At 51.5% G+C, this 23,822-nt stretch carries 21 protein-coding genes and 1 pseudogene; 4 read left to right on the top strand and 18 right to left on the bottom strand.

The features are described from left to right. Position 1: 1 nt before the first annotated feature. The 6 genes from HV037_RS16920 to otnK are packed head-to-tail and all read right to left on the bottom strand — an operon-like array spanning position 2 to position 5,681. Positions 2-1,348 (bottom strand): bile acid:sodium symporter family protein, encoded by a 1,347-nt coding sequence (locus HV037_RS16920; RefSeq protein ID WP_047359475.1) that lies wholly within the window; start codon positions 1,346-1,348, stop codon positions 2-4. Positions 1,349-1,369: 21 nt separating this feature from the next. Beyond that, positions 1,370-2,182, bottom strand: coding sequence for a 3-keto-5-aminohexanoate cleavage protein (locus HV037_RS16915; RefSeq protein WP_016152291.1), 813 nt, complete (start codon positions 2,180-2,182; stop codon positions 1,370-1,372). A gap of 28 nt (positions 2,183-2,210) precedes the next feature. After that, positions 2,211-2,987, bottom strand: a complete 777-nt coding sequence (locus HV037_RS16910) for a TIM barrel protein (protein ID WP_103283635.1) — start codon at positions 2,985-2,987, stop codon at positions 2,211-2,213. Beyond that, positions 2,968-3,774 (bottom strand): DeoR/GlpR family DNA-binding transcription regulator, encoded by an 807-nt coding sequence (locus tag HV037_RS16905; protein ID WP_046274719.1) that lies wholly within the window; start codon positions 3,772-3,774, stop codon positions 2,968-2,970. The genes HV037_RS16910 and HV037_RS16905 overlap by 20 nt, the downstream gene beginning before the upstream one ends. 9 nt (positions 3,775-3,783) lie before the next feature. After that, a complete protein-coding gene (locus HV037_RS16900) occupies positions 3,784-4,428 on the bottom strand; it encodes an aldolase (RefSeq protein ID WP_016152294.1) in 645 nt (214 codons plus the stop codon). Next, positions 4,425-5,681 carry a 3-oxo-tetronate kinase gene (gene otnK, locus HV037_RS16895; RefSeq protein ID WP_049269275.1) on the bottom strand — a complete coding sequence of 419 codons (1,257 nt, stop codon included), beginning with the start codon at positions 5,679-5,681 and terminating at the stop codon, positions 4,425-4,427. The genes HV037_RS16900 and otnK overlap by 4 nt, the downstream gene beginning before the upstream one ends. A 371-nt stretch (positions 5,682-6,052) precedes the next feature. Between otnK and HV037_RS16890 the strand changes: the two genes are divergently transcribed. After that, a complete protein-coding gene (locus HV037_RS16890; protein ID WP_233896705.1) occupies positions 6,053-6,748 on the top strand; it encodes a PocR ligand-binding domain-containing protein in 696 nt (231 codons plus the stop codon). Here the strand turns inward: HV037_RS16890 and HV037_RS16885 are convergent. Then, positions 6,683-7,380, bottom strand: a protein-coding gene (locus HV037_RS16885; protein WP_223274117.1) for an IS1 family transposase whose coding sequence is annotated in 2 segments (ribosomal slippage) — positions 6,683-7,131 and positions 7,131-7,380 — 699 coding nt in all. Because the reading frame shifts where the segments join, the coding sequence is not laid out codon by codon here. The two genes, HV037_RS16890 and HV037_RS16885, sit on opposite strands and share 66 nt — an antisense overlap. Before the next feature lie 54 nt (positions 7,381-7,434). Between HV037_RS16885 and HV037_RS16880 the strand changes: the two are divergent. After that, positions 7,435-7,722: pseudogene (locus HV037_RS16880) on the top strand (helix-turn-helix transcriptional regulator); the annotation flags it as partial. On the opposite strand, the gene cobA reads toward HV037_RS16880, so the two are convergent. Then, entirely contained in the window at positions 7,701-8,489 is a 789-nt protein-coding gene (cobA, locus tag HV037_RS16875; RefSeq protein WP_019076302.1) for a uroporphyrinogen-III C-methyltransferase, read from the bottom strand. The pseudogene HV037_RS16880 and the gene cobA overlap by 22 nt on opposite strands. Before the next feature lie 405 nt (positions 8,490-8,894). On the opposite strand from cobA, the gene HV037_RS16870 reads away from it, so the two are divergent. Continuing rightward, a complete protein-coding gene (locus tag HV037_RS16870; protein WP_016152298.1) occupies positions 8,895-9,797 on the top strand; it encodes a LysR substrate-binding domain-containing protein in 903 nt (300 codons plus the stop codon). A gap of 82 nt (positions 9,798-9,879) precedes the next feature. Here HV037_RS16870 and cobO read toward each other — a convergent pair whose 3' ends face one another. The 10 genes from cobO to glmS form a co-directional block, all read right to left on the bottom strand. Beyond that, positions 9,880-10,482 (bottom strand): cob(I)yrinic acid a,c-diamide adenosyltransferase, encoded by a 603-nt coding sequence (cobO, locus tag HV037_RS16865; RefSeq protein WP_016156012.1) that lies wholly within the window; start codon positions 10,480-10,482, stop codon positions 9,880-9,882. A gap of 9 nt (positions 10,483-10,491) precedes the next feature. Beyond that, entirely contained in the window at positions 10,492-12,144 is a 1,653-nt protein-coding gene (locus HV037_RS16860) for a class I fumarate hydratase (protein WP_049269278.1), read from the bottom strand. A 58-nt stretch (positions 12,145-12,202) separates the two neighbouring features. Further along, positions 12,203-13,204: a glutaminase A gene (gene glsA, locus HV037_RS16855; RefSeq protein WP_065554176.1), complete on the bottom strand. Its 1,002-nt coding sequence runs from the start codon at positions 13,202-13,204 to the stop codon at positions 12,203-12,205. A 125-nt stretch (positions 13,205-13,329) separates the two neighbouring features. Beyond that, positions 13,330-14,634: a dicarboxylate/amino acid:cation symporter gene (locus tag HV037_RS16850; protein ID WP_016152302.1), complete on the bottom strand. Its 1,305-nt coding sequence runs from the start codon at positions 14,632-14,634 to the stop codon at positions 13,330-13,332. Positions 14,635-14,802: 168 nt separating this feature from the next. Next, positions 14,803-15,120 carry a DUF4387 domain-containing protein gene (locus HV037_RS16845; protein WP_103283637.1) on the bottom strand — a complete coding sequence of 106 codons (318 nt, stop codon included), beginning with the start codon at positions 15,118-15,120 and terminating at the stop codon, positions 14,803-14,805. Then, a complete protein-coding gene (locus HV037_RS16840; protein WP_016156013.1) occupies positions 15,117-16,487 on the bottom strand; it encodes an acyclic terpene utilization AtuA family protein in 1,371 nt (456 codons plus the stop codon). The genes HV037_RS16845 and HV037_RS16840 overlap by 4 nt, the downstream gene beginning before the upstream one ends. A 3-nt stretch (positions 16,488-16,490) precedes the next feature. Beyond that, positions 16,491-17,732 carry a methylaspartate ammonia-lyase gene (locus tag HV037_RS16835; protein ID WP_016152305.1) on the bottom strand — a complete coding sequence of 414 codons (1,242 nt, stop codon included), beginning with the start codon at positions 17,730-17,732 and terminating at the stop codon, positions 16,491-16,493. Then, a complete protein-coding gene (locus HV037_RS16830; RefSeq protein WP_016152306.1) occupies positions 17,732-19,177 on the bottom strand; it encodes a methylaspartate mutase subunit E in 1,446 nt (481 codons plus the stop codon). Before HV037_RS16830 ends, HV037_RS16835 begins: the two co-directional genes overlap by 1 nt. 18 nt (positions 19,178-19,195) lie before the next feature. After that, a complete protein-coding gene (gene glmL, locus HV037_RS16825; RefSeq protein WP_047497777.1) occupies positions 19,196-20,584 on the bottom strand; it encodes a methylaspartate mutase accessory protein GlmL in 1,389 nt (462 codons plus the stop codon). Then, the gene (gene glmS, locus HV037_RS16820; RefSeq protein ID WP_016152308.1) at positions 20,584-21,033 is read right to left on the bottom strand and encodes a methylaspartate mutase subunit S; all 450 of its coding nucleotides are present in this window, start codon (positions 21,031-21,033) and stop codon (positions 20,584-20,586) included. Before glmS ends, glmL begins: the two co-directional genes overlap by 1 nt. A 1,217-nt stretch (positions 21,034-22,250) precedes the next feature. Here glmS and cydA point away from each other — a divergent pair. Next, positions 22,251-23,819, top strand: coding sequence for a cytochrome ubiquinol oxidase subunit I (gene cydA / locus HV037_RS16815; RefSeq protein ID WP_016152309.1), 1,569 nt, complete (start codon positions 22,251-22,253; stop codon positions 23,817-23,819). The last annotated feature ends 3 nt before the right edge of the window (positions 23,820-23,822 follow it).

The raw sequence follows: 23,822 nt of genomic DNA, 5'->3' as shown, positions 1-23,822 counted from the left end.
ATTATCCTTTTGACAGATTTTCGCAAGCGGGTTGAACGGGATCTTTGGCTGCGGCGGCCTGCGCCTGTTTGGCGTCTTTCTTGCGCCAGTAGTTCGCGAGCAGCGAGCCGCTGACGTTGCCAAGCGGAGTCATCACCGCCGAGGCCAGGCCAACCGTTGCCAGTTTGCCCATCGCTGCGGCAAGCCCGGACGCCATGCCGCCGTTTTGCAGGCCGACTTCAAAGGCTACGGTGCGGGCAGACTGTACGTCCATGCGGAAGATCCAGCGGCTCATCAGATAGCCAATCAGGAAGCCGCCGAGGTTATGCATCAACATGGCGAAGCAGAGCAGGAAGCCGACCTGCACCAGGTTCTCGCGCCCGGCTGCGGCTGCGGTGGTCGTAAAGAAAATGATCCCCATCATTGAGATGGTCGGCATGATTTTCTTCACGCCCGCCACGCGGCCATACAGCCAGTTGTAGAACAATGCCCAGACGAGACCGCCTGCCACGAAGTTAAGCACCACCGCGTACATTTGCGCATCGGCGCTGGCGTGACCAAACAGTGCGTCCCAGCCGCCAGCAATCATATACAGCAGCCAAAGAGCGCCGATCCCGGCCAGCATCTGGACGACACGGCGTCCGCGCACGCCCGCATAGGTTTTCAGATAGTCATGCAGAATTGCCGCGCCGATGGGGATCAATACGATTTTCACCACATCCATTACCATTGCGGTGAGCTGGATATCGATCATCGACCCCGCCAGCAGATTGACCCACAGCGGCGTCATCACCGTCGCCGCCAGCGTTGAGACTGCGGCGATCGAGACCGCCAGCGCCAGGTTGGCGTTCGCGATATAGACCATGACGGTAGAGGAGAGTCCGCTTGGGCAGGCGCCAATCAGCAGAATCCCGACCGCCACCTCAGGCGGAAAGTTAAAGATAAGCGTAATGCTCAGGCCGAGCAGAGGCATGATGACGAAGTGGCAGAAGGTGCCAATAAACACCGCCCACGGCATTTTGGCGACGTCAATAAAATCCTGGATCGTTAGCTTAGTGCCCATGCTAAACATGGTGGCCTGAATGACGAGGAACACGATCCATTTATGGGTGATATTGAAACCGCCCCAGACGATCAGATCCGTAGACCAGGTCATGGCGGCGACAAACCCGGCGATGATCCATAGCGTAAACTGATAACTGCGTAGACCCGGCCAGTAGCCTGCACCGGCGGCGAATCCGGCGGTGAACATCACCAGCCCGGGCTGCCAGAGCGCCGCGGACTGGATTAGCGCACCGATAATCGCTAGCGCCGCGCCCGCAACGCTGACGCCGAGTCCGGTTTTGTGAATAACAGTGGTCATAGTCATGTTGAAATGTCCTTGCTGTTGTTATTGCTGCCGGGATGGAATAGATAACATGTGCCGCGCAATTTCTGGCGTGGCGACTTTTTTATCCATGCTGCGAATGAGCGTGGCGAGTTTTGCAACCTGCTGGTAATTATGCTGTGCTTTTTCTTCAGCGCTTAAATAATAGCTATCCTCAAAGCCGATTCGCACTTCACTGGCCCCCATGCCGACGGCGGCGGCAATAATATCGAAGTTCTTTCTGCCAAAATGAGTAATACCCCATAAGGCATCGCGCGGGATCATGCTACGCAGAGCAATTAGAGCATCAATGGTTGCTGGCGTACTGCCGCGATGGCCGAGGACGATATTAAAGAGCATGGGTTTTTGGAATTTTATTTTATCTTCAAGGTTCAGGATGTTATTAATCATGCCAATTTCAAAAACTTCAAACTCGGGAATAATATTGCGCTCGACTATTTGCCGGGAGCAATATTCCACGTCCGGACCGGGATTAAAGTACACCGCATCTCCGAGGTTGACGGAACCGACGTTCAGCGAAGCCATCTCTACGCCGGGGCAGGAGAGTGGCGCGCAGCGTTCGGCGATGGACATTGAAGATACGCCGCCGGTAGACGCCTGAATAATCAGGTCTGAATGGCGCATGACGTTATCAATGGTCGCCTGAAAATCGGTGGTATCCGGCGTCAGGCGACCCTGTTTATCGCGAACGTGTAAATGCACGATGGACGCGCCATGCTCAACGCTGGCGAGTATTTCCTGCGCCAGTTCTGCGGGTATAACTCTGGGGCAATCCGCGGCAACGGGTGCCAGCGAAATAATAACAGTATCCGACATATTTTCCTCCGGTACAGAGATATTTAAATTATAGGTAAGGCGTTATCCAGTTTAATGAGTCGGGCCCTGATGTTGATGGTTGATATTCACAGCCAATCCAGCCCTGGTAATTCATTTTTCTAATAAAATCGAATAGCCATGCTTCATTTAATTCACCTGTTCCCGGCTCATGGCGATAGGGGACAGAAGCAATTTGAAAATGTTTAATTAAGGTGAGGTAGCGTTCAATATTTTTTGCCACATTGCCATGAATTTTCTGACAGTGGTAAATATCAAACTGTAAACCGATATTTTTCTTGCCAACCTCTTGAATAATAGATTCGGCCAACGGAAAGCTGTCAATAAAATAACCGGGCATATCCTGCGAATTTAACGGTTCAATCAGCACATCGATTTCCGCTTCAGCCATCATATCGCAGGCGATACGCAGCCGGTTGGTCAGGAGAGTGCGCTGAGCGTGAAGCGTCAGATCGCCGCAACGCGAACCAGCCATAACGTGAACCCGACGACAGCCCAGCGCCGTGGCGTAATCACGCGCCACGTTCAGGCTATGGTGAAATTCCTGGTCTCGACCGGGCTGCGCGGCCAGTCCCCGCTCACCTTGTGCCCAGTTACCCGCCGGTGCGTTCATCAGCACCACCGGCAGGGATGTTTCCCGCTGTGCAGCGTGCAAATGCGCCAGCGGGTGCTGCCAGAGAAATAGCCCTTCAACGCCGCGAAAACCAGCCGCCTGCGCCGCCGCAAATCGCGCCGCTATTGGTAAATCTGTAAACAACCAGTCGAGGTTAGCCGCTAACTTCAGCATGGCGCGCACCCTCCCGGTTATCAACCAGATGCAGCTTAACGCCCTGGCTGGCAAGAGTTTGCTGGGCGTTTTCCGGTAACCGGTTATCAGAAATAATGTCGGTTAACTGTTCCAGCCCACAGATATGGAACATGCCGTATTTGCCAAACTTACTGCTGTCGCAGACCAGCACCCGACGCCGGGAAACGGTGAGTACCGCTTCTTTAACCGAGGCTTTCCCTTCGCTCGGCGTCGACATGCCGCGTTCGGTATCCCACGATGAGGAGCTCAGAAACGCCACGTCAATATTAATGGTGCGCAGAAAACTGGCGGCGCTTTTTCCAAGGCATGAGCGGTTACGCTGATCCACCAGACCACCGGTGTGATAGAGCGTGATGTGCGGCATATCCATCAGATAGTGGCTGATGGAAAAATCGTTGGTTACTACCGTCAGATTGAAACAGTGGCTGGCGGCGACCGCTTTCGCCACTTCAAACAACGACGTACCGGCATCCAGATACAGCGTTTGTCCGGGCTCAATGAGCATGGCGGCGAGCTGGCCCATTTTACGTTTCACGTCATGATTCAACTCGGCTTTTTCCCGCCATGGCAGCTCGGATTTCAGCAGGTTATTGAGCTTCACTCCGCCGTTAATGGCGATAACTTTGCCTTCTTCTTCCAGCAACTGGATGTCGCGACGCACGGTCATATGCGACACGCTCATCAAATCTGCCAGTTCATTAAATGAGGCGGCATTTTTTTCGTGCACGTAGCGGTAGATAAAATCACGTCGTTGCTCGGGGATCATTATGTCACCTCACGCTTGCCGGGAATGTTCAAGTTCGGCCACCGCTTCTTCTGAGAGCGGAACATAGCCAAGCGGTTTTAACGTCAGCCAGATGCGGGCGCTGTCTTCCAGTTCTTCAGCGTTAAACACCGCCTCACGCAGCGAGCGACCGCTTACTACCGGCCCGTGATTGGCCAGCAGCGCGGCCGTATGGTCTGCCGCGATTTCACTCAGTGCGCTGGCAATGCCCTCATGGCCTGGCTTGAAATAGGGCAGCAGCGGTAACTGCCCGACGCGCATCACATAGTACGGCGTTAACGGCGGCAGGCAGTTTTTCGGCGTGGTGCACGGCAGGCAGGAGAGCGCGGTCAGCCATGGAGAATGCAGGTGCACGACCGCGCCGCAGGATGGCCGATGTCGATACCACGCCAGATGCATGGGCACCTCTTTTGAGGGTTTGTCGCCGCTAAGATGAACGCCGTTGGCATCCAGTCGACTTAGCGTGGCAGGATCAAGCTCGCCCAGACAAGAGTTGGTCGGGGTCACCAGATAGCCGCCATCTGGCATTTTGACGCTAAGATTGCCGGAACCGCCGCTGCTGTAACCGCGCATAAACAGGGAACGGCCATAGTGGACGAGTAGTTCGCGCAGTTGGTGTTCACTCACCGAATTCATAATGCGTACTCCTGGGCAGTAAAAAAGAAATCGTCGTCACCAAAGTTGCCTGACTTCAGCGCCAGCGCCAGACCGGAGGAAAATACCCACGGTACGCCTGGCGCAATGGCTTTGCCGACGGACAGACGCTTCACCTGCAAGGCTTCCACAACGGTGCCGGAGGTTTCTCCGCCCGCGACGATAAAGGTGTTTACACCCGCAGTTCGTAGCTTTGAACTCAGCCGGGCAAAAGCGTGTTCGATTGCCTGGCTGGCGACCTGTTCGCCGTGCTCCTGTTGAATACGTTTGAGTACGTCTGGCGGCTGGGTGGCGTATATCAGCGGCGCTAATGAGTCGCTGATATGCGTCATCGCCCAGGCGCTCAGTTCATCGGTGTAGCGTTCGGCATCAGACAGGCAGCGGGACACATCAAGCAAACGAGACGCTGCTGCGGCCTTATAGCGATTAACCTGACGATTGCTCATTGCCGAACAGCTACCGGAGAACACCACCGTTTTGGCAGGCAGTGGAAAAGAGTCCGGCGGCATGGATTGCTGGCCTCCGCTGCAGGCGGCCAGCGCGCCGCCGAGCCCGGAGCCACCGGCTAACAGAGGGCTGGCATGGAGAGCTTGCGCCAGCGTGTTGAGATCTGCTTCATCCAGCGTATCGACGATAACGTGACGCGTACCTTCAGCCTGAAGTTGGGCCAGGGCGTAAGTGACCGCTTCCACACCTTGACGCAGGGTCGTGAGGTTGATGCAACCAACCGCGCCTGGCGTTTGCGCGCTCAGCAGGCGCGGCAGGCTGGCATCGTTCATTGGATTGAGCGGATGCTTTTCCATCCCGGATTCGTTAAGCAGTATGCCGTGTACAAAAAGATGACCATGCACCACCGTGCGTCCGTTTTGCGGCAGAGCAGGGCAGTGGACGATCAGCGGAACCTGCAGGTCGTTCATCAATGCATCGCTGACCGGGCCAATATTGCCTGTTGGCGTGGAGTCAAACGTCGAACAATATTTAAAATAAATCTGGCGGACACCTGCATTTTGTTTCAGCCAGCGGGCACAGGACAGGGATTGGGCGACGGCCTGTTCTGCGGGTAATGAGCGGCTTTTCAGCGAGATGACGATAGCGTCAACCTCTTCATTCCAGCATTGCGCGGTATCGGGCATACCGGGCAGAAGCGCGACGCGCCACCCCTGCTGCGCCATAAAGCTTGCAATGTCCGTTGCGCCGGTAAAATCGTCGGCGATAACGCCTGTGGTGACGGCCATGGATCAACTCCGTTCAGATTGTTTGCTAATTGAACATATTATTCAGGAGGGCCTTTCACATTCACATGATGATTATCACAAATAAGCACATCATCGATTCACATTAAAAACGGGTAATTTATTGAAAATAATGAGGTTAGGTGTTGGGTGTTGCGAAAAGAGTCTCACAAGAGAGTGTGAAGATTCGTTAATCTTTGAGAAAGCGAAGTCGCGATGTGCTGCAGAGTATTATCGTGGTCGCTATAATTTTCTTGCCAATTGATCATAATCATCTGCACAAATGAGATTATTTTTTGCGGTAAGCATCATTCTTTCCTGAGGCTAATTTTTGCATATTAGCGGCCTTAATATTATTAATGCCGGAGGATAACGTGCCGCTGAAAATCCAGGATGACTATTTACACCGTTTTTTCTCTATCGCAGAACTCTTCTCCCGAGCCACTGGGTTAGCCACAGTCGTCGTTGATATTAACGGTATAGCGTTGTCTGAATGTCATAATTTTAATTCGTTTTGCACATTAATGCGTGCGGATGAGCGCTATCGAGCAGGTTGCCAAAAGTGCGACAAGTACTGTGCTTTTGAGGCATTAAAACAGCTTAAACCCAGAATACTCACCTGTCATGCAGGGCTAAGCCTGTTCTCGATGCCATTAATTCATAAGGGACACCTTTACGGTTTTATTATCTGCGGGCAGGTGCGGGTGAAGTATCAGGAATATAAAACTATCGCTATTGATAACAAAAATTCATGGATTAATAACCCCGAAATTAAAGCTGAGTGGGGCCAGTCTGCGATGGTGGATAATAATGTACTGGTGGCGTCAGCAAATTTGTTAAGTTTTATTGTTGATAATTTTGAGAAAGAACAATTGATCTCTGAGAAGATTGTTGTTCCGGCAACCCGATACGCTCATCATTATTTCACTGAGCCTTCACGTCACGAGAAAAAACTTATGGCGGCGCTGCGTTATATTGACGAGAATTTGGGTAATGACTCCAACTTACTGATAGTGTTTTATGTTCAGATAATGCCCGATGACTTTGTCATGCAGCTCCACCGATTTTGAGAACGACAGTGACTTCCTGCCCAGCCTTGCCAGATGCTGCCTCAGATTCAGGTTATGCCGCTCAATGCGCTGCGTATATCGCTTGCTGATAACGTGCAGTTCTCCCTTCAGGCGTGATTCATAAAGCGGCCAGCCATCCGTCATCCATACCACGACCTCAAAGGCCGACAGCAGGCCAAGAAGACGCTCCAGCGTGGCCAACGTGCGTTCACCGAATACGTGCGCCACAACCGTCCTCCGTATCCTGTCATACGCGTAAAACAACCAGCGCTGGCGTGATTTAGCGCCGACGTAACCCCACTGTTCGTCCATTTCCGCGCAAACAATGACGTCACTGCCCGGTTGTATGCGTGAGTTTACCGACTGCGGCCTGAGTTTTTTAAGTGTCGTAAAATCGTGTTGAGGCCAACGCCCATAATGCGTGCACTGGCGCGACATCCGACGCCATTCATGGCCATATCAATAATTTTCTGGTGTGTACCGGGCTGAGAGGCGGTGTAAGTGAACTGTAGCTGCCATGTTTTACGGCAGTGAGAGCAGAGATAGCGCTGATGTCCGGCAGTGCTTTTACCGTTACGCACCACGCCTTCAGTAGCTGAACAGGAGGGACAGCTGATAGAAACAGAAGCCACTGGAGCACCTCAAAAACACCATCATACACTAAATCAGTAAGTTGGCACCATTACCAGAATTTGTATGGTGAATTGTCTCTGGAATCTGTCGCGGCTCATGTGTGCTTAAGCGCGAACTATTTCAGCCGGTTTTTCAAGAAACGCCAGGGTGTTAATTTTAAAACCTGGGTGAGTCAGAAAAAAATGCAAAAAGCAGGGGAGTTATTACACGATCCGGATCATTCCATAGACAGTATTGCCAGGAAACTGCAATACGCGCAAACCAGTTACTTTTGCCGCGTTTTCCGGGCGGCGCATCAAACGTCGCCCCAGTCTTTTCGTCACGCCAGACTTTCGCAGTAAAGATTGTCTGGCAACGTGATGGCTTCAGGTATAAAAGAGAGCCGATCGCTCAGGGTCACCACATCTCCGATTACAATCAGCGCCGGTGGAACAATATTAGCTTCCTGCGCCTTGCTCAATAATGAACCGAGCGTGCAGGTCAGGCGGCGTTGATTTTCTCGGGTCGCGGACATAATTAGCGCGGCGGGCGTGTCTGCTGATTTCCCGCCCATCAACAGCTCTTCACAGATAAACGCCAGATTGGCGATACCCATGACGATGACCAACGTGCCGTTAAGTTTCGCCAGTTGACGCCAGTCCTGCTGCTGATTGCCTTCCCGCGTGTGGCCTGTCACCACGTGAAAACCGGAGGCAAAATCGCGATGCGTCACCGGGATACCGGCATAGGTCAGGCCGCCAATCGTAGAACTAATACCCGGTACAACTTCAAAAGGGATGCCCATTTCAACCAGATCCTCAACTTCTTCAGCCCCACGGCCAAATACATACGGATCGCCACCTTTGAGACGCACAATGTTGTGGTGTGTTTGGGCATACTGGACCAGCAGTGCGTTGATTTCATCCTGGGGAACGCAATGGAAGCCTGGATTTTTGCCGACATTGATAAGCAGGCAGTCAGGTAATGCCCATTCCAAAATTTTAGGATTGACCAGCCGATCGTAAATAATGACGTCGGCCTGTTTAATGCACATCATTGCTTTGAGGGTCAGTAATGAAATATCACCAGGACCTGCTCCAACGAGCCAGACCTTTCCGAAAGTTTTCACAATGTGTCCTTTATCACGTCTGTCAAAAAATGGCACAAACGACATCAATAAATGATTAAAAGCAGTCGTTTGCCCGTAAGTTATAACGTGAAATTATCCAGGATTAGCGCATGGATAATATTGATTAATCTCGCAAAGTTTTTTCTGCAATAAACAAGAAGACTTGAAAAATTATTAAGAACTTATTGGCACTATTTACTTAGGTTTAACCTTATTTAAATTGTGTTTATTGTTGTGCTTGAGTATTATTGGTTAATATTTATCCGCCATCAGTGTGAGCAAATCATGGATTGGATCAATGACATCAATGGAGAAAATAAAATATAACTCTCGGTGCTTATCTGGGTGCCTTGAATTATTTTTTATAAATTAAACTATTTTTGTACGCTGCATATGGAAGAGGTTATGAGAGGAAAAATACCCAAGACGGAGTTGCTGGTAACTTTTGAAGTGGTTGCGCGTCACGAAAGTTATACCCGGGCAGCTGAAGAGTTGGCGTTAACACAAAGTGCTGTTTTCCGCCAGGTGAATGCACTGGAGGATTTTCTTAATACCGCGCTATTTAATCATGCCAAAAAACGTATTTTTTTAAATGCGGCCGGCAAACACTATTTAAGTATCGTTAAAGAAACGTTAAATAAACTCGAGCGCGATACGACCACAATAATGACCTGGCAACCGACCGTACAGGTTATTGAGCTGGCGGTAAATCCGACGTTCAGTACGCATTGGTTGATCCCCAACCTGCGCGAGTTTAACAAACTCAATCCTGATATTATTGTGAACATCCATTCGCTGGCGAATATCGGTGATTTTCTTAATCGTGAGTATGATGCGGCAATTATGCGCGAAGATTTCTACTCACCGTGGTCAGAGGTTGAGTACCTGTTTGAAGAGGAAATTCTGCCAGTTTGCAGCCGCTGTCTGCTGGCCGAACCGGAACGGAAACTGTCAGTCCACGAACTGCTGAACGAATACCCGCTGTTGCACCAGAGTACGCGAATCAAAGGCTGGCAGGAATGGTTTGCGCTGTCCAACGTCAGCAGTCCGCTGGTAAATAAAGGCCCGAGATTTGATCTGTTGTCGATGTTGATTGCGGCGGTTCGTTCTAATCTGGGGGTTGCGCTGCTTCCTCGTTTTGCCATTCAGCACGATCTGGACAATGGAGATATGGTCATTCCTTGCGATGTTCCGATGCGCACCGGGAACCGTTTCATTATGACGTGGCGTGAAGAGAAATCGGAGTCTGCACATTTACAGACATTTCGTAACTGGTTGCTCAGTAAGTCCGTGGTGTCGGCTACCTGACGGTGGTTTGCGCTTTATCAGGCCTACAACGATTGGTAGGCCGGATAAGACGCGTTAGCATCGTTATCCGGCAAAAGAACGGCTACCAGTCGATTCCAATCTGTGCCTGAATCCCGCGGTCAAACGCGTGCTTGACCGGGCGAATTTCACTGACCGTATCGGCCAGTTCCAGTAACAGCGCATGGCATCCGCGCCCGGTAACGATGACGCTTTGCTCCGCAGGGCGATTTTCGATGGCGCTGATAACCTCCTGGGTGTCCAGATAGTGGTAAGCCAGCATGTAGGTAAGCTCATCCAACACCACCAGATCGTACTGCGGATCAGCCAGCATGCGCTTACTTTCCTGCCAGACTACCGTTGCCGCCTCGATATCCGCTTGCCGATTTTGGGTTTCCCAGGTAAATCCGGTGCCCATAATATGAAATTCGACACCGAGCGGTTGCAGCGTGTTGTACTCGCCATTATCCCACTGGCCTTTAATAAACTGCGCGATGCCAACGGTTTTTCCGTGACCAACCGCGCGCGTTGCCGTACCAAAGGCTGCGGTGGATTTTCCTTTACCGTTGCCGGTGAAGACAATCAGGATCCCTTTCTTCTCCGTTGCCGCCGCCACGCGGGTATCAACCTGTTCTTTCAGTTTCTGCTGACGCTGGCGGTGTCTGTCATTATTGGCTCGCGCTTCCATGGTGACTCCTTAATGTCCTGCCGGACAGGTTGCGCAGCGATGCTGCTGCTCAAACTGGCTAAAGAAGTTATTGCCTTTGTCATCCACTAATACGAAGGCCGGCATATTTTTAACTTCCATCATCCACACCGCTTCCATTCCCAGCTCGGGATATTCAAGGCAGTGCAGGCTCTTCACGTACTGCTGCGCCAACAAGGCTGCGGCGCCGCCAATGCTGCCGAGGTTAAAACCACCATGTTTGCGACACGCATCCGTGACTTGCGCGCTGCGGTTGCCTTTCGACAACATGATCAGACTGCCGCCCGCGGCCTGGAAAGCATCGACGTAACCGTCCATGCGCCCGCCTGTTGTGGGACCGAGCGAACCGCAGGCCAGATTACTGGGGGTTTTAGCCGGGCCCGCGTAATAGACGATATGGTTTTTCATGTAATCTGGCATCGGTTCGCCGTTATCCAGGCGCTCTTTGATTTTGGCATGCGCGATATCGCGAGCCACAACAATCGGGCCGTTTAACGATAAACGCGTCCCAATTGGCAGAGTGGTGAGATCCTGCAGGATCTCGCGCAGCGGACGATTCAGATCCAGTTGTACGGTCTGGGCGCCATTTTCCACCCGCTGTGAATCGGGAATAAATTTGCCCGGATTATGCTCGAGTTTTTCCAGCCAGATTCCGTGTTTGTTGATTTTGGCCTTGATGTTGCGGTCGGCTGAGCAGGAGAGAGCCATGGCGATAGGGCAGGAGCCGCCGTGGCGTGGCAGGCGGATCACCCGGATATCGTGGGCAAAGTATTTGCCGCCAAACTGCGCGCCGATGCCAAACTCGCGGCTGGCGTTGAGCAGCTCGGCTTCCAGCGCCGTATCGCGGAATGCCTGACCCAGTTCATTCCCGTTGGTGGGCAGGTTATCGTAATATTTAGTTGAAGCCAGTTTAGCAACTTTCAGCGTCTGGTCGGCGGACAAGCCTCCAACGACGAAAGCGATGTGATACGGCGGGCAGGCGGCTGTACCCAGTGATTTCATTTTTTCGATCAGAAACGCGGTGAGCTTTTCCGGCTGCAGAATAGATTTGGTTTCCTGGAACAGCGCCGCTTTGTTAGCAGAGCCGCCGCCTTTGTTGACGAACAGGAAACGGTATTCGTTACCCGGCGTGGCGCTGATGTCGATTTGCGCCGGCAGGTTAGTCTGGGTATTGACCTCGGTATACATGTCCAGCGGGGCATTTTGCGAGTAACGCAGGTTGTTTTCGGTGAAGGTGGTGTACACGCCTTTGCTTAATGCTTCTGCGTCATCGCCGCCGGTCCAGACATGCTGTCCTTTGCAGGCCACAATGGTTGCGGTCCCGGTATCCTGGCAGTTGGGCAGGACGCCTTTGGCCGAAACCTCAGCATTGCGTAGCAGTTGCAATGCGACGTACTTATCGTTACTGCTGGCCTGCGGATCGTGCAGAATGCTGGCTATCTGTTTTAAATGTCCGGCGCGCAGGAAAAATGAAGCCTCATAAAATGCCTGCTGGGCTAATAAGGTTAGCGCTTCTGGCGCAACCTTAATCACTTCCTCTCCGTCTAACTCCGTTACCGCAACGTGCTGGTTACTCAGTAATTCATATTCGGTATTATCTTTACTCTGAACAAAGAGTTCCTGCCAGACAAATGGTTTAGACATGTTTACATCTCACCTTTTAGTTAATATGTCGGATGGCGCTCACGCCATCCGTAATTGCTTAATGCGCTAAAAAGACATTGGCTTTTGTCGCTTCGGCGACATATTCGATCGTTTTCTGGGCGCGAACGCTGTTACCGGCTTCATCCAGCGGCGGAGAATAGACGGCAATCGCATATTCGCCCGGGACAACGGCGACCATGCCGCCGCCGACGCCGCTTTTTGCCGGGATGCCCACGGTGTAGAGCCATTTACCGCTGCCGTCGTATAGTCCGGCAATCGCCATTTCTGCCAGCACCTGCGGAACATATTTTTCATTCAGCAACTGCTTGCCGTTGAATGGAGATTTGCCTTTGTTCGCCAGTACCGCCCCCATTTTGGCCAGTTGCTCAACGGTGATATCCACCGAGCACTGACGGGTATAAATTTCGACAGCTTCGTCGGTATTGCCATAGAAGCTGTTATAGGACTCCATCAGCTTCGCCAGTGCCTGATTGTGCTGGTTGGTTTCCATCTCGGATTTAAAGACCGGCTCATTAACCGTGAGCGTGGCGTCGGCCCAGACGTTCAGGTTGTCGAGGATTTTGTTCCAGCGATCGGTTTTGTCTTTGGCTTCAATCAGGCTAACGGTGCTCATCGCCCCGGCGTTTACCAGCGGGTTCTCAGGCGCGCCTTTGGTCAGCTCAACCGCTAAACCGGAGTTGAAGGGCATGCCAGTGGCATTGGCCCCGAGTTTATCCAGCACCACCTGAGGGCCGTGCTGTTCCATGGCGAGCGCCATGGTGAAGACTTTGCTCAGGGATTCCATGGGGAAGGGTTTGTTAACATCGCCAACCTGGTAGATCTTGCCGTCCACCGTGGCAATGGTGATGGCAAAGTTATTCGGGCTGTAGGTCGCCAGGGCAGGGATGTAGTCGGCGACTTTTCCATCGTGGTTACTTTTATATTTTTGATGTGCCTGGTCGATAAGCTTTGCGTAATCCGGCGTGGTTTGCGCGAGAGTCGTTGCGCTAAACAAAACGCTGAAGGAAAAAATACTCACGCCGAGAAGATTTTTAGTCATGGTGCAATCCTGTTGGTGTGCTCATCATGGTGCCGGATGGCGGCTTACCGCCTTATCCGGCCAACGGATAGTTAAACGTTATGTAGGCCGGATAAGCGCAAGCTTCATCCGGCAATAACGTCGTATCAGGACAACGCGACTTCTGTTTCGGTAACCGGACGTTCTTGTTCCGGGGTCTTCACTGGTGCAGTGCCACGACAACCCTGGCCGAAGTGTTCACCTTCCCAGCGACCTACAATGGCAGCACCCATTGCGTTACTCATGACGTTGGTAGCAGAACGACCCATATCGAGGAACGGATCGACGCCCATCAACAGGATCAGACCAGCTTCAGGAATGTTGAACTGGTTCAGGGTTGCGGCGATAACCACCATTGATGCACGCGGTACGCCCGCCATCCCTTTAGAGGTCAGCATCAGGATTAACAGCATGGTAATTTGCTCGCCCATGCTCAGCTCAATGTTGCACGCCTGAGCAATAAAGACGGTGGCAAATGAGCAGTACGCCATGGAGCCGACCAGGTTAAAGGAGTAACCGATAGGCAGAACGAAGCTGGCGATTTTTGAAGAAACGCCGAATTTTTCCAGCTTGTCCAGGGTGCCCGGGAAGGCGGCTTCTGAGCTGGAGGTAGTAAAGGCCAGCAGTGCAGGCTCGAGGATTGATTTGGTCAAACGCGCGATGCAAGGCCCGACTATCATGGTTGACAGGCCAATCAGGATTGCCCAAAGCATACCCAGGGTCAGATAGAATTCACCCATGAAGATCCCGGCGCTGACCATCACCCCAAGACCACGTTCGGCAATCAGACCAGAAATAGCGGCAAAAACGGTCAATGGTGCAAACAGCATGACGTAGCCCGTCAGCTTCAGCATCACGTGTACCAGTGAATCCAGAACCTTCACGATAGGCTCGGCTTTTTCACCAATCGCGGCCAGGCTGCAACCGAGGAAAATTGAGAACACCACGATCTGCAGAATTTCGTTACGCGCCATCGCATCGACAATACTGGTCGGTACCGCGTGCGAGATAAACACTTTCAGCGTGAATGGCTCTGACTTAACGGCGGCAACAGCCCCGACGTCATGTGGCACGAAGTTGATCCCCGCGCCTGGCTGGAAGATGTTAACGATAACCAGACCCAGTGCAATTGACACCAGAGAGGCGCAAATAAACAGGAAGAAGGTTTTCGAAAATATACGTCCCAGCGTTTTGGCATCGCCCATTTTGGCAATACCAACAACCAGAGTTGAAATAACCAATGGCGCTATAATCATTTTTACCATGCGTAAGAATATGGTGGTAAAAATAGAAATATCTGCTGCATAGGATTTTGCGGTTTCAGCCGCGGCCATATTATTTATGGCCACCCCGGCAATCATGCCGAGTATCAGGCCTAATATGATCATCTTCGTTAAACTTATTTTCTTCATGTGTACTCCATCGGATAAAGGCTGGTAATTGGAATTGTGTAGGGTGGCGTGCGCCTGAGCCTGGACAGCAGCTCAGACGCACGCCTGTTGTGACCAACCGCATGAATAATTCGAAGCACTGTGATACCGCTGAATTCTGTGCTCCAATGGTTGTTATTGTGTTTTTTGTTACAAGTCGAACTCAATACTTAATAATGGAGCGTGTTGCTGAGCACCATAAACATCATTATCACCGACGTTGCCGGAAATAATATCGCGCGGCATGACGATTTTTACGGCATTCGCCGGATCGAACCACACGATATTGTGAATGAAGTCAGGTTCAACATTATATAAACTGGCAATGAGCTGCGGTGTTAATTGCTCGCAGGATTTTACCCGCTGATAGTCTTCCCTTGTTTTAAATAAAATATCTAAAACCAGTTCGTACGGTCCGGCGTTTTTGGAGCGAATAACCTGCGCCAGTGAACAAATTGAGTGTTTCATGCCTGAACTCCTTCTGGCGTCACCTGTTCAATGTGGAAATCAAATCGCAGCGCATCGCTCGCTTCAATCAGGTGATAGATCGAGAACTCATACACCGGTCCACTTTGAATATCAGATGGCGAGAACGGGAAGGCGAGGTTGCCCGCAGTCGCAATGCGATTTTCATAGCCGTAGTGCAGCAGGGTAGAGCGTACCAGCGAGCAAACGCTGTTGGCGATATCCTGCGTCGGCGCAACGACATCCAGTAAAATCCCCAGCTCATGACCGGCGGTTTTCATCGGTTCATGGTTGCCCATCACACCGTTCTTACCATACAGGTGGAACGTCATGCGGATACTGTCGTCATTCAGTGAGAGGTTACGCGCCACGCTTGCCTGTACCTCTTCGAGAATGGTGTCAATCCCGGCAATCATAATTGGGTCGCGCGTTCCGGCGATGGTTAGGCAACGGAAGCCAACCTGACGCGCGCCTTCCAGTTTCAACGCATACGGTGTTTCTTCATGACGTGAACCACTGACATACACTTCGCCCTCGTTAACCTGGGTAAAGGTGCACGCTTTCAGGTTCAGCACGCCGCCTGGTCCTGGCAGGAAGTACGGATCGGACTTCTCATACAGGGTGTGCGCCGCAGCGGAAGTTTCAGTGAACTTACGCTTGGGATTGAACGCCTTCAGCGTAAAGCCGTTGTCATCAATGATCCCCATCGCACAATCTGAGCCGGAGCCAGGGGTGGCAGCAATGGCAGCACACTCAAGGATCTTCCCGCAATGAAGTGCCAGACCTTCATCAAAGCCCTGCATTATTGGCAGCGCGGCGAAGCAGGCCGGATCGTAGGCACGTCCGCCCAGCACCACCTGCGCGCCAGCTTCGAGCGCACGCTGAAAAGGCTCGACGCCCATCTGCGCGACAATGTAGGTGCTCTCTTCAATTGCATCGTGAGTCAGTTCAGGCACAAAATCGAGCGCGGTGATTTTGCCGTTATCCAGCGCCTGATGAACGATTTCTTTGTCGACATCAGACGGGATTAACGCCATTGAGAAGGACAGTTTTTCTTCCTGTGCGATCTCATGGATTATCTGGCGACACCACTCCAGATGCGGAGCTGCGCCAGAACCACCGGCCGTGCCGATCACTACCGGGATGTTGTTCTTCACGCCTGCCACGATCATATAGCGCAGATCGCGTTTCACACCGGCCCGGTCGGTAAAGGGTTTACCCGCCCCCAGATAGTGGGGGCCTGGATCGGAGGAACCTGCGTCAACAGCAATAAGATCCGGTGACTCTTCCATGGCTTTACGAAAACTTTCTTCCGGGAAGCCATAACCCAGGATAGCCGTAGGCGATAAGATCTTAAATGTGCGTGCCATCTCTTAATCCTTAGTTTGCAACAGCGCGATGGTGCGGTTCATTTCGTTAAACACGATGTTGAGACCTTCATCGAAACCCATACCCGGCTTGATCAGCATACGCATTGGACGCGCAGCCAGCGCGACGTGTACGCAGGTACGCGCACTGATTTCCGTTTCGTTACAGGTACCGCCCTGATAGGCTTCCATTCCGTGTTTGTTGCAATACAGCACCGCATCGACGATGTTGTGAATACCGCCCAGATCCGGGGTCTTGATCTGCACCATGTGGCAACTGCCCGCGTCGGTGAAGTCCACGATATCCTGATAGGTGTTACACCATTCATCCGCAACAATTTTCACGCCGGAACCCAGACGGGTAAGCTCCTGAGTGATCTCGGTGAGCATGCGGATCTGATCCGGCTTGTTACCGGCATCTACCGGGCCTTCAATGTACAGCGGCAGGCCTTGAGCTTCGGCTTCCAGGCTGGCGATGTATTCGGCGCAACGCACCGGATCCATATCGAAGATCAGACCGATGGTGCCGTAGACATCAATATGCAGCGTCGGGTGATAGGTTTCGTTGGTGCGCAGGCTCAGGATGCGGTTAGACAACCAGCGGACGTACTCACGCAGTTTTTCGCCTTTGAAGCCCAGCTTCTCTTCTACGTTATTGATCAGCGCATGCGGCAGGACGTCCACACCTTTGAGGATCATCTTGTCGACGGCGATATAACGGTCGTCGCCGCTCTGGCCAAATAATGGAATGGCTTCCGGGACGCACGGCAGTTGCCATTCATCACAAACCACTTCTGCTTTCAGACGACCGGTAGCCAGTGCCGCCGCGTCGAGCAGCGCCTGAGACAGACCATAACGTACGGCGGTATGCAGCAGATGGCCGTCAATACGCAGTTCGTCAAAGAAACGGGCGTTGGTCAGGAACGAATCAACGTCGCGGCCTTCCAGCAGCGGTTTGATGTGATCGTTGAGAAACGGAATGAAGTTTTCAGCCAGGAACAGCGGATCGCGTCCACCTGCACCTGAATATTGCACCGCTGCACAATCGCCCACTGCTACTGCGCCGTTTTCCAGAATCAGCTGTACGGATACGCATTCACCCGCCTGACGAACAGACGTAAATCCAGGCGTTACCGGAGCGCCGGTATAGATAAACCCGTCATGACCGGCGCCGTTTTTGATGGCCTGCTGATCGTCAAAATAAAATGAGGAGTAGCCAGCTGTGAAAAGGGCCTGTTTAATTTTCATTATGGTCTTCCTATTAATTTACTGTGGGATACGGCGTTGATGTCATCAATGACCATCTGGAAAGAAGGCTTGCGGCCTTCGAAATGCGCGCGCTCTGCGACGTAGTCGTGGTGCAGGGCGAGAATGTCTTTCGGCAGCGGAACGGAGCCGGCTTCGAGAATACGGATGGCGCCTGTGTTATCGCGAACAGGCAGGATCTTACCGGCGTTACAGGCGGCAGGCGCGAAAGGTACATCCAGTACGCCTGCTTCAAAGGCCAGCACCGTACCGCGCGCAATGTCGCCATTGCCCAGTTCGAAGACTTTCTTCAGCACCGCGCGGACTTCGCTCTTAATCAGATCAACTTCCTGCTCCACGGCAGCGCACTGCGGGAATTTCTGGTCGCTGACCATGTTGAGCATCTGACGTGAAGCTTTCAGACCCTGGGCGTTCGCTGCCGCCGTTGGGATACCGAACGCTTCGTGCGGGCTTTTGGTGATCACTTTGGTGGCACCTGACATACCGGCAACCGCTGCGCCCCAGGCGATAACGGAGAAGGCTTTTGCTTCATCTTCCGGGAATCCGCCCATCCACTGGTGGAAAACGGTACTCAGTTCATAATCGTCAAAGCCGTGGTTATGGAAATATTCGTGGGAAAGTTCGCGCAGCGCCTGAATCGCTGCAATATCCTGCGTTAGGCTACCGACCTGGCCGTAGCCAACGGTAATTGACTTCACACCTTGTTCCAGAGCCAACAGACCTTCGATAATCGCCACCGAGTGGGACATAAACGGCGGGATCAGGGTGCCGGTCAGTGGGCCAAATGGTTCACGGTTGATACGAATACCGTTCTCTTCGTACAGGCCCATCAGGCGGTCGCAGTACTGCCAGTCGCGGATGGATTTTTCCAGAGTGACACGTTTAGCGTAAGGAATGTTGTAGGAGATGCCGCCGCCTTCGTAGCTGGTAAAGCCACTGGCCATGGCGATTTCTGCCAGCAGGCGCGCATCCGGCGTGCCGTGACGAACCTGGATCGGTTTTTCCAGCGCTTCAGTCATACGACGGCAGGCAGCAACCCCGTGATTGACGACCGGTAAACCATTCAGCTTGGAAGTACCTGCTTCGATAGATTTCTGGATCCCGACAGCGGCTTCTTCATAGCGGTTCAGACGGGTATAGGCATCGATCGTACTCGGCAGGAGGTCGCACTCTTCCTGCAATGTTTTGAGCAGCGCAATATGCTCATCCATTAATGCTACGCCTGCGCGCGGCTGGCTCAGGGTTTTCCCTTCCTGATCGGCCTTCAGCAGAGCAAGGGAGAAGCGCTTTTTATCCGGAATTGATTGCTGGTACTTCACGCCATCTTCGAAGTTCTCAACGTCTTTGCCGGTTTCCCAGGTTTGTAATACCTGATGCCTTTCGGTCATGAATTCGTCATGGGTCAATTTTTTATTTCGAAGTTCCATTCGTAGCTGCCTTAAGTTTTATAGGGTTAAACACTGAATGCTGGTGCGAGCAGCGGCTTGCGGATACAGCCTGGCGACGTTTGCCAGTAGCGGGAGCAGGCCATTTGAATCGCGGTAATACTCAAACTGATTCGGTAACAAAATTCTTTTACCCTGGTCGTCCAGCTCCCGGTATTTGAGCCAGCTATGGATATCGAACTGGCTGGCGCGAGAGAGCCATCCCCCTGAACCGACGACTTTGCGTACGGTGGTGAGATCGCGACCCATCTGTAAATCCACGTTACCCACGCAGGTGCAAACCTGCTTTTTAGTGCCCGCGTGGCGCTCAGCGGCATAGCCCACGCACAAACCTGCCAGCAGGGTGTCGAAATATTTCTCCTCCTCGCTGAGCGGCAGGTAATCCGGTTGCCCAACCAGATGACGCAGGTAGCGGTAAAATGCTTCCTCGCGCTGCGGTTGTTGGGCGAAGATGACTTTCACCATATCCTGCGTGCTTTCTCCCACCACGACGGCGGAAACGCGCATTCCCAGGTCGCCTTCAACGGTACGTTTGACGAACGGTTCAGGAACACCATGCAGGACGGTATCGGGGGAGAGGGTATTCGCGCTGGCCGAATAGACATCCGTGGTGGCTCCGCCCATATCAATCAGCATGAATTCCTTCCATGCGCTGTCGTAATCGCTAATGGCTTTGACTAACTCATATACCGTCCATGGCGTCGGCATTGGCTCTTCGCCGGTTTCGCCGACGATGACGTCCAGACCTTTACCTTTGACAATGCGTGACAAGAACACATCGCAAATCGCCTGGCGCGCGGCAAACGGATTCGGGTGATCGAGGTCAGGCAGAATGTTGTCTACCGTGGTCAGATCTTTATGTCCCAGAATCGTTTGTATTTCGTCCTGAATGTCCCGGTTTCCGGCGTAGATAATGGCGCAATCAAGCGTTGAGCCTGCCAGAGCATGCGCATTCGCCAGGCCGTAGCTTTCTTCGCCACCGTCTGTACCACCGGTAAACAACAGAATGTCTGGCGGTGATGATTCCAGCTCCTGGATGTCATGCCGGTTCAGTTTGTACGAATAATATTGCGCGATTTTCGCTCCTGCCGAATGGGCGGTAACTTTTGCTGATTCCAGCGTAATGGAAGGCACCAGCCCCATTGCTGCAACGGCGAGTCCACCCTTGGCCGAGGAGGAGTATTTCAACTGCACTTCACCACTTTTCAGTAACGGGCGAGCATCGGCAACGTTCAGCACCTGATTCAGGCTGGCAAAAAAACCGTCTGCCAGATGATGTGTGGTGGTTGGGGTCAGGACATGGTTTACCAGGGTTAATTCCTCGCCTTCATGGGCGAAGAGGGCAGCCTTGGTCCATGTCGAGCCGATATCGACAGAAACTGTTTGCATCAGATAGCCTCTTCCAGGCAACGCTGCTCGAGGCCATTGTGTTGGCGAATATCATTGGTGATAAGCGCGCAGACATCTTCCAGGTCGTGGCTCGGTGCGAAGACGCGGTTAAAACCCATCTCCTTAAACTTCACTTCCACATCGCCGAAGTCATGTTTACCAACTACCAGGTTGCCACCGACGTACAGCAGAATGTCGCCGAGGCCGCGTTCGATGCAGCGCTCACGTAACCCGAGGCAGTCAATGTCGCCATGACCGTAGATAGAGGACACCACGATGGCATCGGCGCCTGTTTCAATCGCGGCATCAATATATTCATCCTGGCTCACCATCACCCCGAGGTTGATTACGTGAAAATCATGAGCAGTAAAAACGCGATCCAGAACTTTATTACCTACTGCATGGCAGTCAGCACCGATGACGCCAATAACAAGTGTAGATTTCTTCATGGGTAATCCTCTGTAGGGCTGATGGTCAATAAGTGAAAATTATTTTCTAATATTTAGAACATGGCTTGTGACAACCTCTTAATAGGCTCGGAGTTTCTGTGTAAGCGGAAAAGGAAGCAATTGATCTATTTTCAAAATATCCTGCGCAAAATGATTGTTATATTTTTTATTTGTAAAAAACCTTGTTTATCAGGTGGTTGGGTTTTGTTTTTGCGGGTTTTTTTAATTTACCAGGAAAATGACGAATAAATGACTTGCCATGTTTGTGATCGAAATCTTATTTTGTTGTGCGTCTCATTCATGTGTCATTTTTTATAATTTAAAAAATTATCTTTACTAAATAACTTGTGAACGGGATAACGGTTTTTTATTTTTTAATCTTATATGACATAATTATATTTTGTTAAATTTAAGATAAAAATGATAATGAATTGTTTGTGGCATATTTAAACGTTGCCACATAAGAGAAAAAGAGAAGTGAGTGATAACTTTCAGTGATGCTTTAAGCGAAACGCCTGCGCTGTGCTGAGGACGTCAAACCCAATGCGTCAGTCAATGAGGGACGCTTTCGCTTCCATTTGAGATAGTTACATCCTGGTGTTAATTATAAGTAAAATTTAAATGAATAATTTGTGTGAAATAACAATTCCATGACTTGCTAAACAAAAAACTGTGAGCTACCCAGCAATAGTGACTCTTTATCTGCTGGCAATTTTGTCAGTCGGGCGGGTTAAAAGATCGTGTAGATTTAAATAAATATCCTATCATTTGTAGTAACGGCAATTACTCATTGAAAAACATACCGTTAACATGGCGTTCACTAGTCGCCTGACTGTTAAACACTATTAACATTAAATTTGAAAATTGATTTAAATCAATGTTTAAAACTTGGTAAACAACCTCAAAAGAGGTTAAATTGCTGCAGATCAAATTGGTCTGAAAGTGATAAATTAGCTATAAATTGATCACTATCGAAAAATGCAAATTTACCTCGATAAAAACCTGTTTATTGTAAGGATTTTACGGCGTAATATAATTGCGGGATCAATTTGAGTGTTTTATTAACATGTTTGTAACCTTTCATCATTGTCCTTTCTTCAAATGAGAAGAAAGAGCAGCGGCGGAGGGAAGCAGATAAATTTGTATTGGGGCATGCGTGTGACCCTTTCTAACGGGGTTCACTCTCGGAGTCTTCATGCGATGAGCAAGGAGTCATGATGTTAGATATAGTCGAACTGTCGCGCTTACAGTTTGCCTTGACCGCGATGTACCACTTCCTGTTTGTGCCACTGACGCTAGGTATGGCGTTCTTGCTGGCCATCATGGAAACGGTCTACGTCCTTTCCGGCAAACAGATTTATAAAGATATGACCAAGTTCTGGGGCAAGTTGTTTGGTATCAACTTCGCTCTGGGTGTGGCAACCGGTCTGACCATGGAGTTCCAGTTCGGGACTAACTGGTCTTACTACTCCCACTATGTAGGGGATATTTTCGGTGCGCCGCTGGCGATCGAAGGTTTGATGGCCTTCTTCCTCGAATCCACCTTTGTAGGTCTGTTCTTCTTCGGCTGGGACCGTTTGGGTAAAGTCCAGCATATGTGCGTCACCTGGCTGGTGGCCCTGGGTTCTAACCTGTCCGCACTGTGGATTCTGGTTGCGAACGGCTGGATGCAAAACCCAATCGCCGCGGATTTCAACTTTGAAACCATGCGCATGGAGATGCTGAGCTTCTCTGAACTGGTGCTCAACCCGGTAGCACAGGTGAAATTTGTTCACACTGTGGCATCTGGTTATGTTTGTGGCGCGATGTTCGTTCTGGGGATCAGCTCCTACTATATGCTGCGCGGTCGTGACTTCGCGTTTGCTAAACGTTCTTTTGCAATCGCCGCCAGCTTTGGTATGGCTGCTATTCTGTCTGTTATCGTTCTGGGTGATGAATCCGGTTACGAAATGGGCGACGTGCAGAAAACCAAACTTGCTGCTATTGAAGCAGAATGGGAAACGCAACCTGCACCGGCTTCCTTTACCCTGTTCGGTATTCCGGACCAGGATGCGCAGGAAAACCATTTTGCGATTCAAATTCCTTATGCGCTGGGCATCATTGCCACCCGCTCTGTTGATACACCAGTCATTGGTCTGAAAGACCTGATGGTGCAGCACGAAGAGCGCATCCGTAACGGGATGAAAGCGTATCAACTGCTGGAAGAACTGCGTGCGGGTACTACCGATCAGGCCGTTCGCGACCAGTTCAACAGCATGAAGAAAGACCTGGGTTATGGTCTGCTGCTGAAACGCTATACGGATAACGTCACCGACGCGACCGAAGCGCAAATTCAGCAGGCAACGAAAGATTCTATTCCTCGCGTTGCGCCGCTGTACTTCGCTTTCCGTATTATGGTGGCGTGCGGCATTCTGATGCTGGCAATCATCGCAGTGTCCTTCTGGACCGTGATTCGTAACCGTATCGGTGAGAAAAAATGGCTGCTGCGCACCGCGCTGTATGCGATTCCTCTGCCGTGGATTGCCATTGAATCCGGTTGGTTTGTTGCAGAGTACGGCCGCCAACCGTGGGCGATTGGTGAAGTGTTACCAACAGCCGTAGCGAACTCTTCGCTGACCGCTGGCGACCTCATCTTCTCGATGCTGTTGATTTGCGGCCTGTATACCCTGTTCCTGGTGGCTGAACTGTATCTGATGTTCAAGTTCGCACGCCTTGGGCCGAGTAGCCTGAAAACCGGTCGTTATCACTACGAGCAGTCCACTGTGACTTCTCAGCCGGCACGCTAAGAC

The organism is Citrobacter sp. RHBSTW-00017 (assembly GCF_013797615.1).
In the GTDB taxonomy this organism is placed as follows: Bacteria; Pseudomonadota; Gammaproteobacteria; order Enterobacterales; family Enterobacteriaceae; genus Citrobacter; species Citrobacter braakii.
This window is presented reverse-complemented; position numbering and strand designations above follow the sequence as displayed.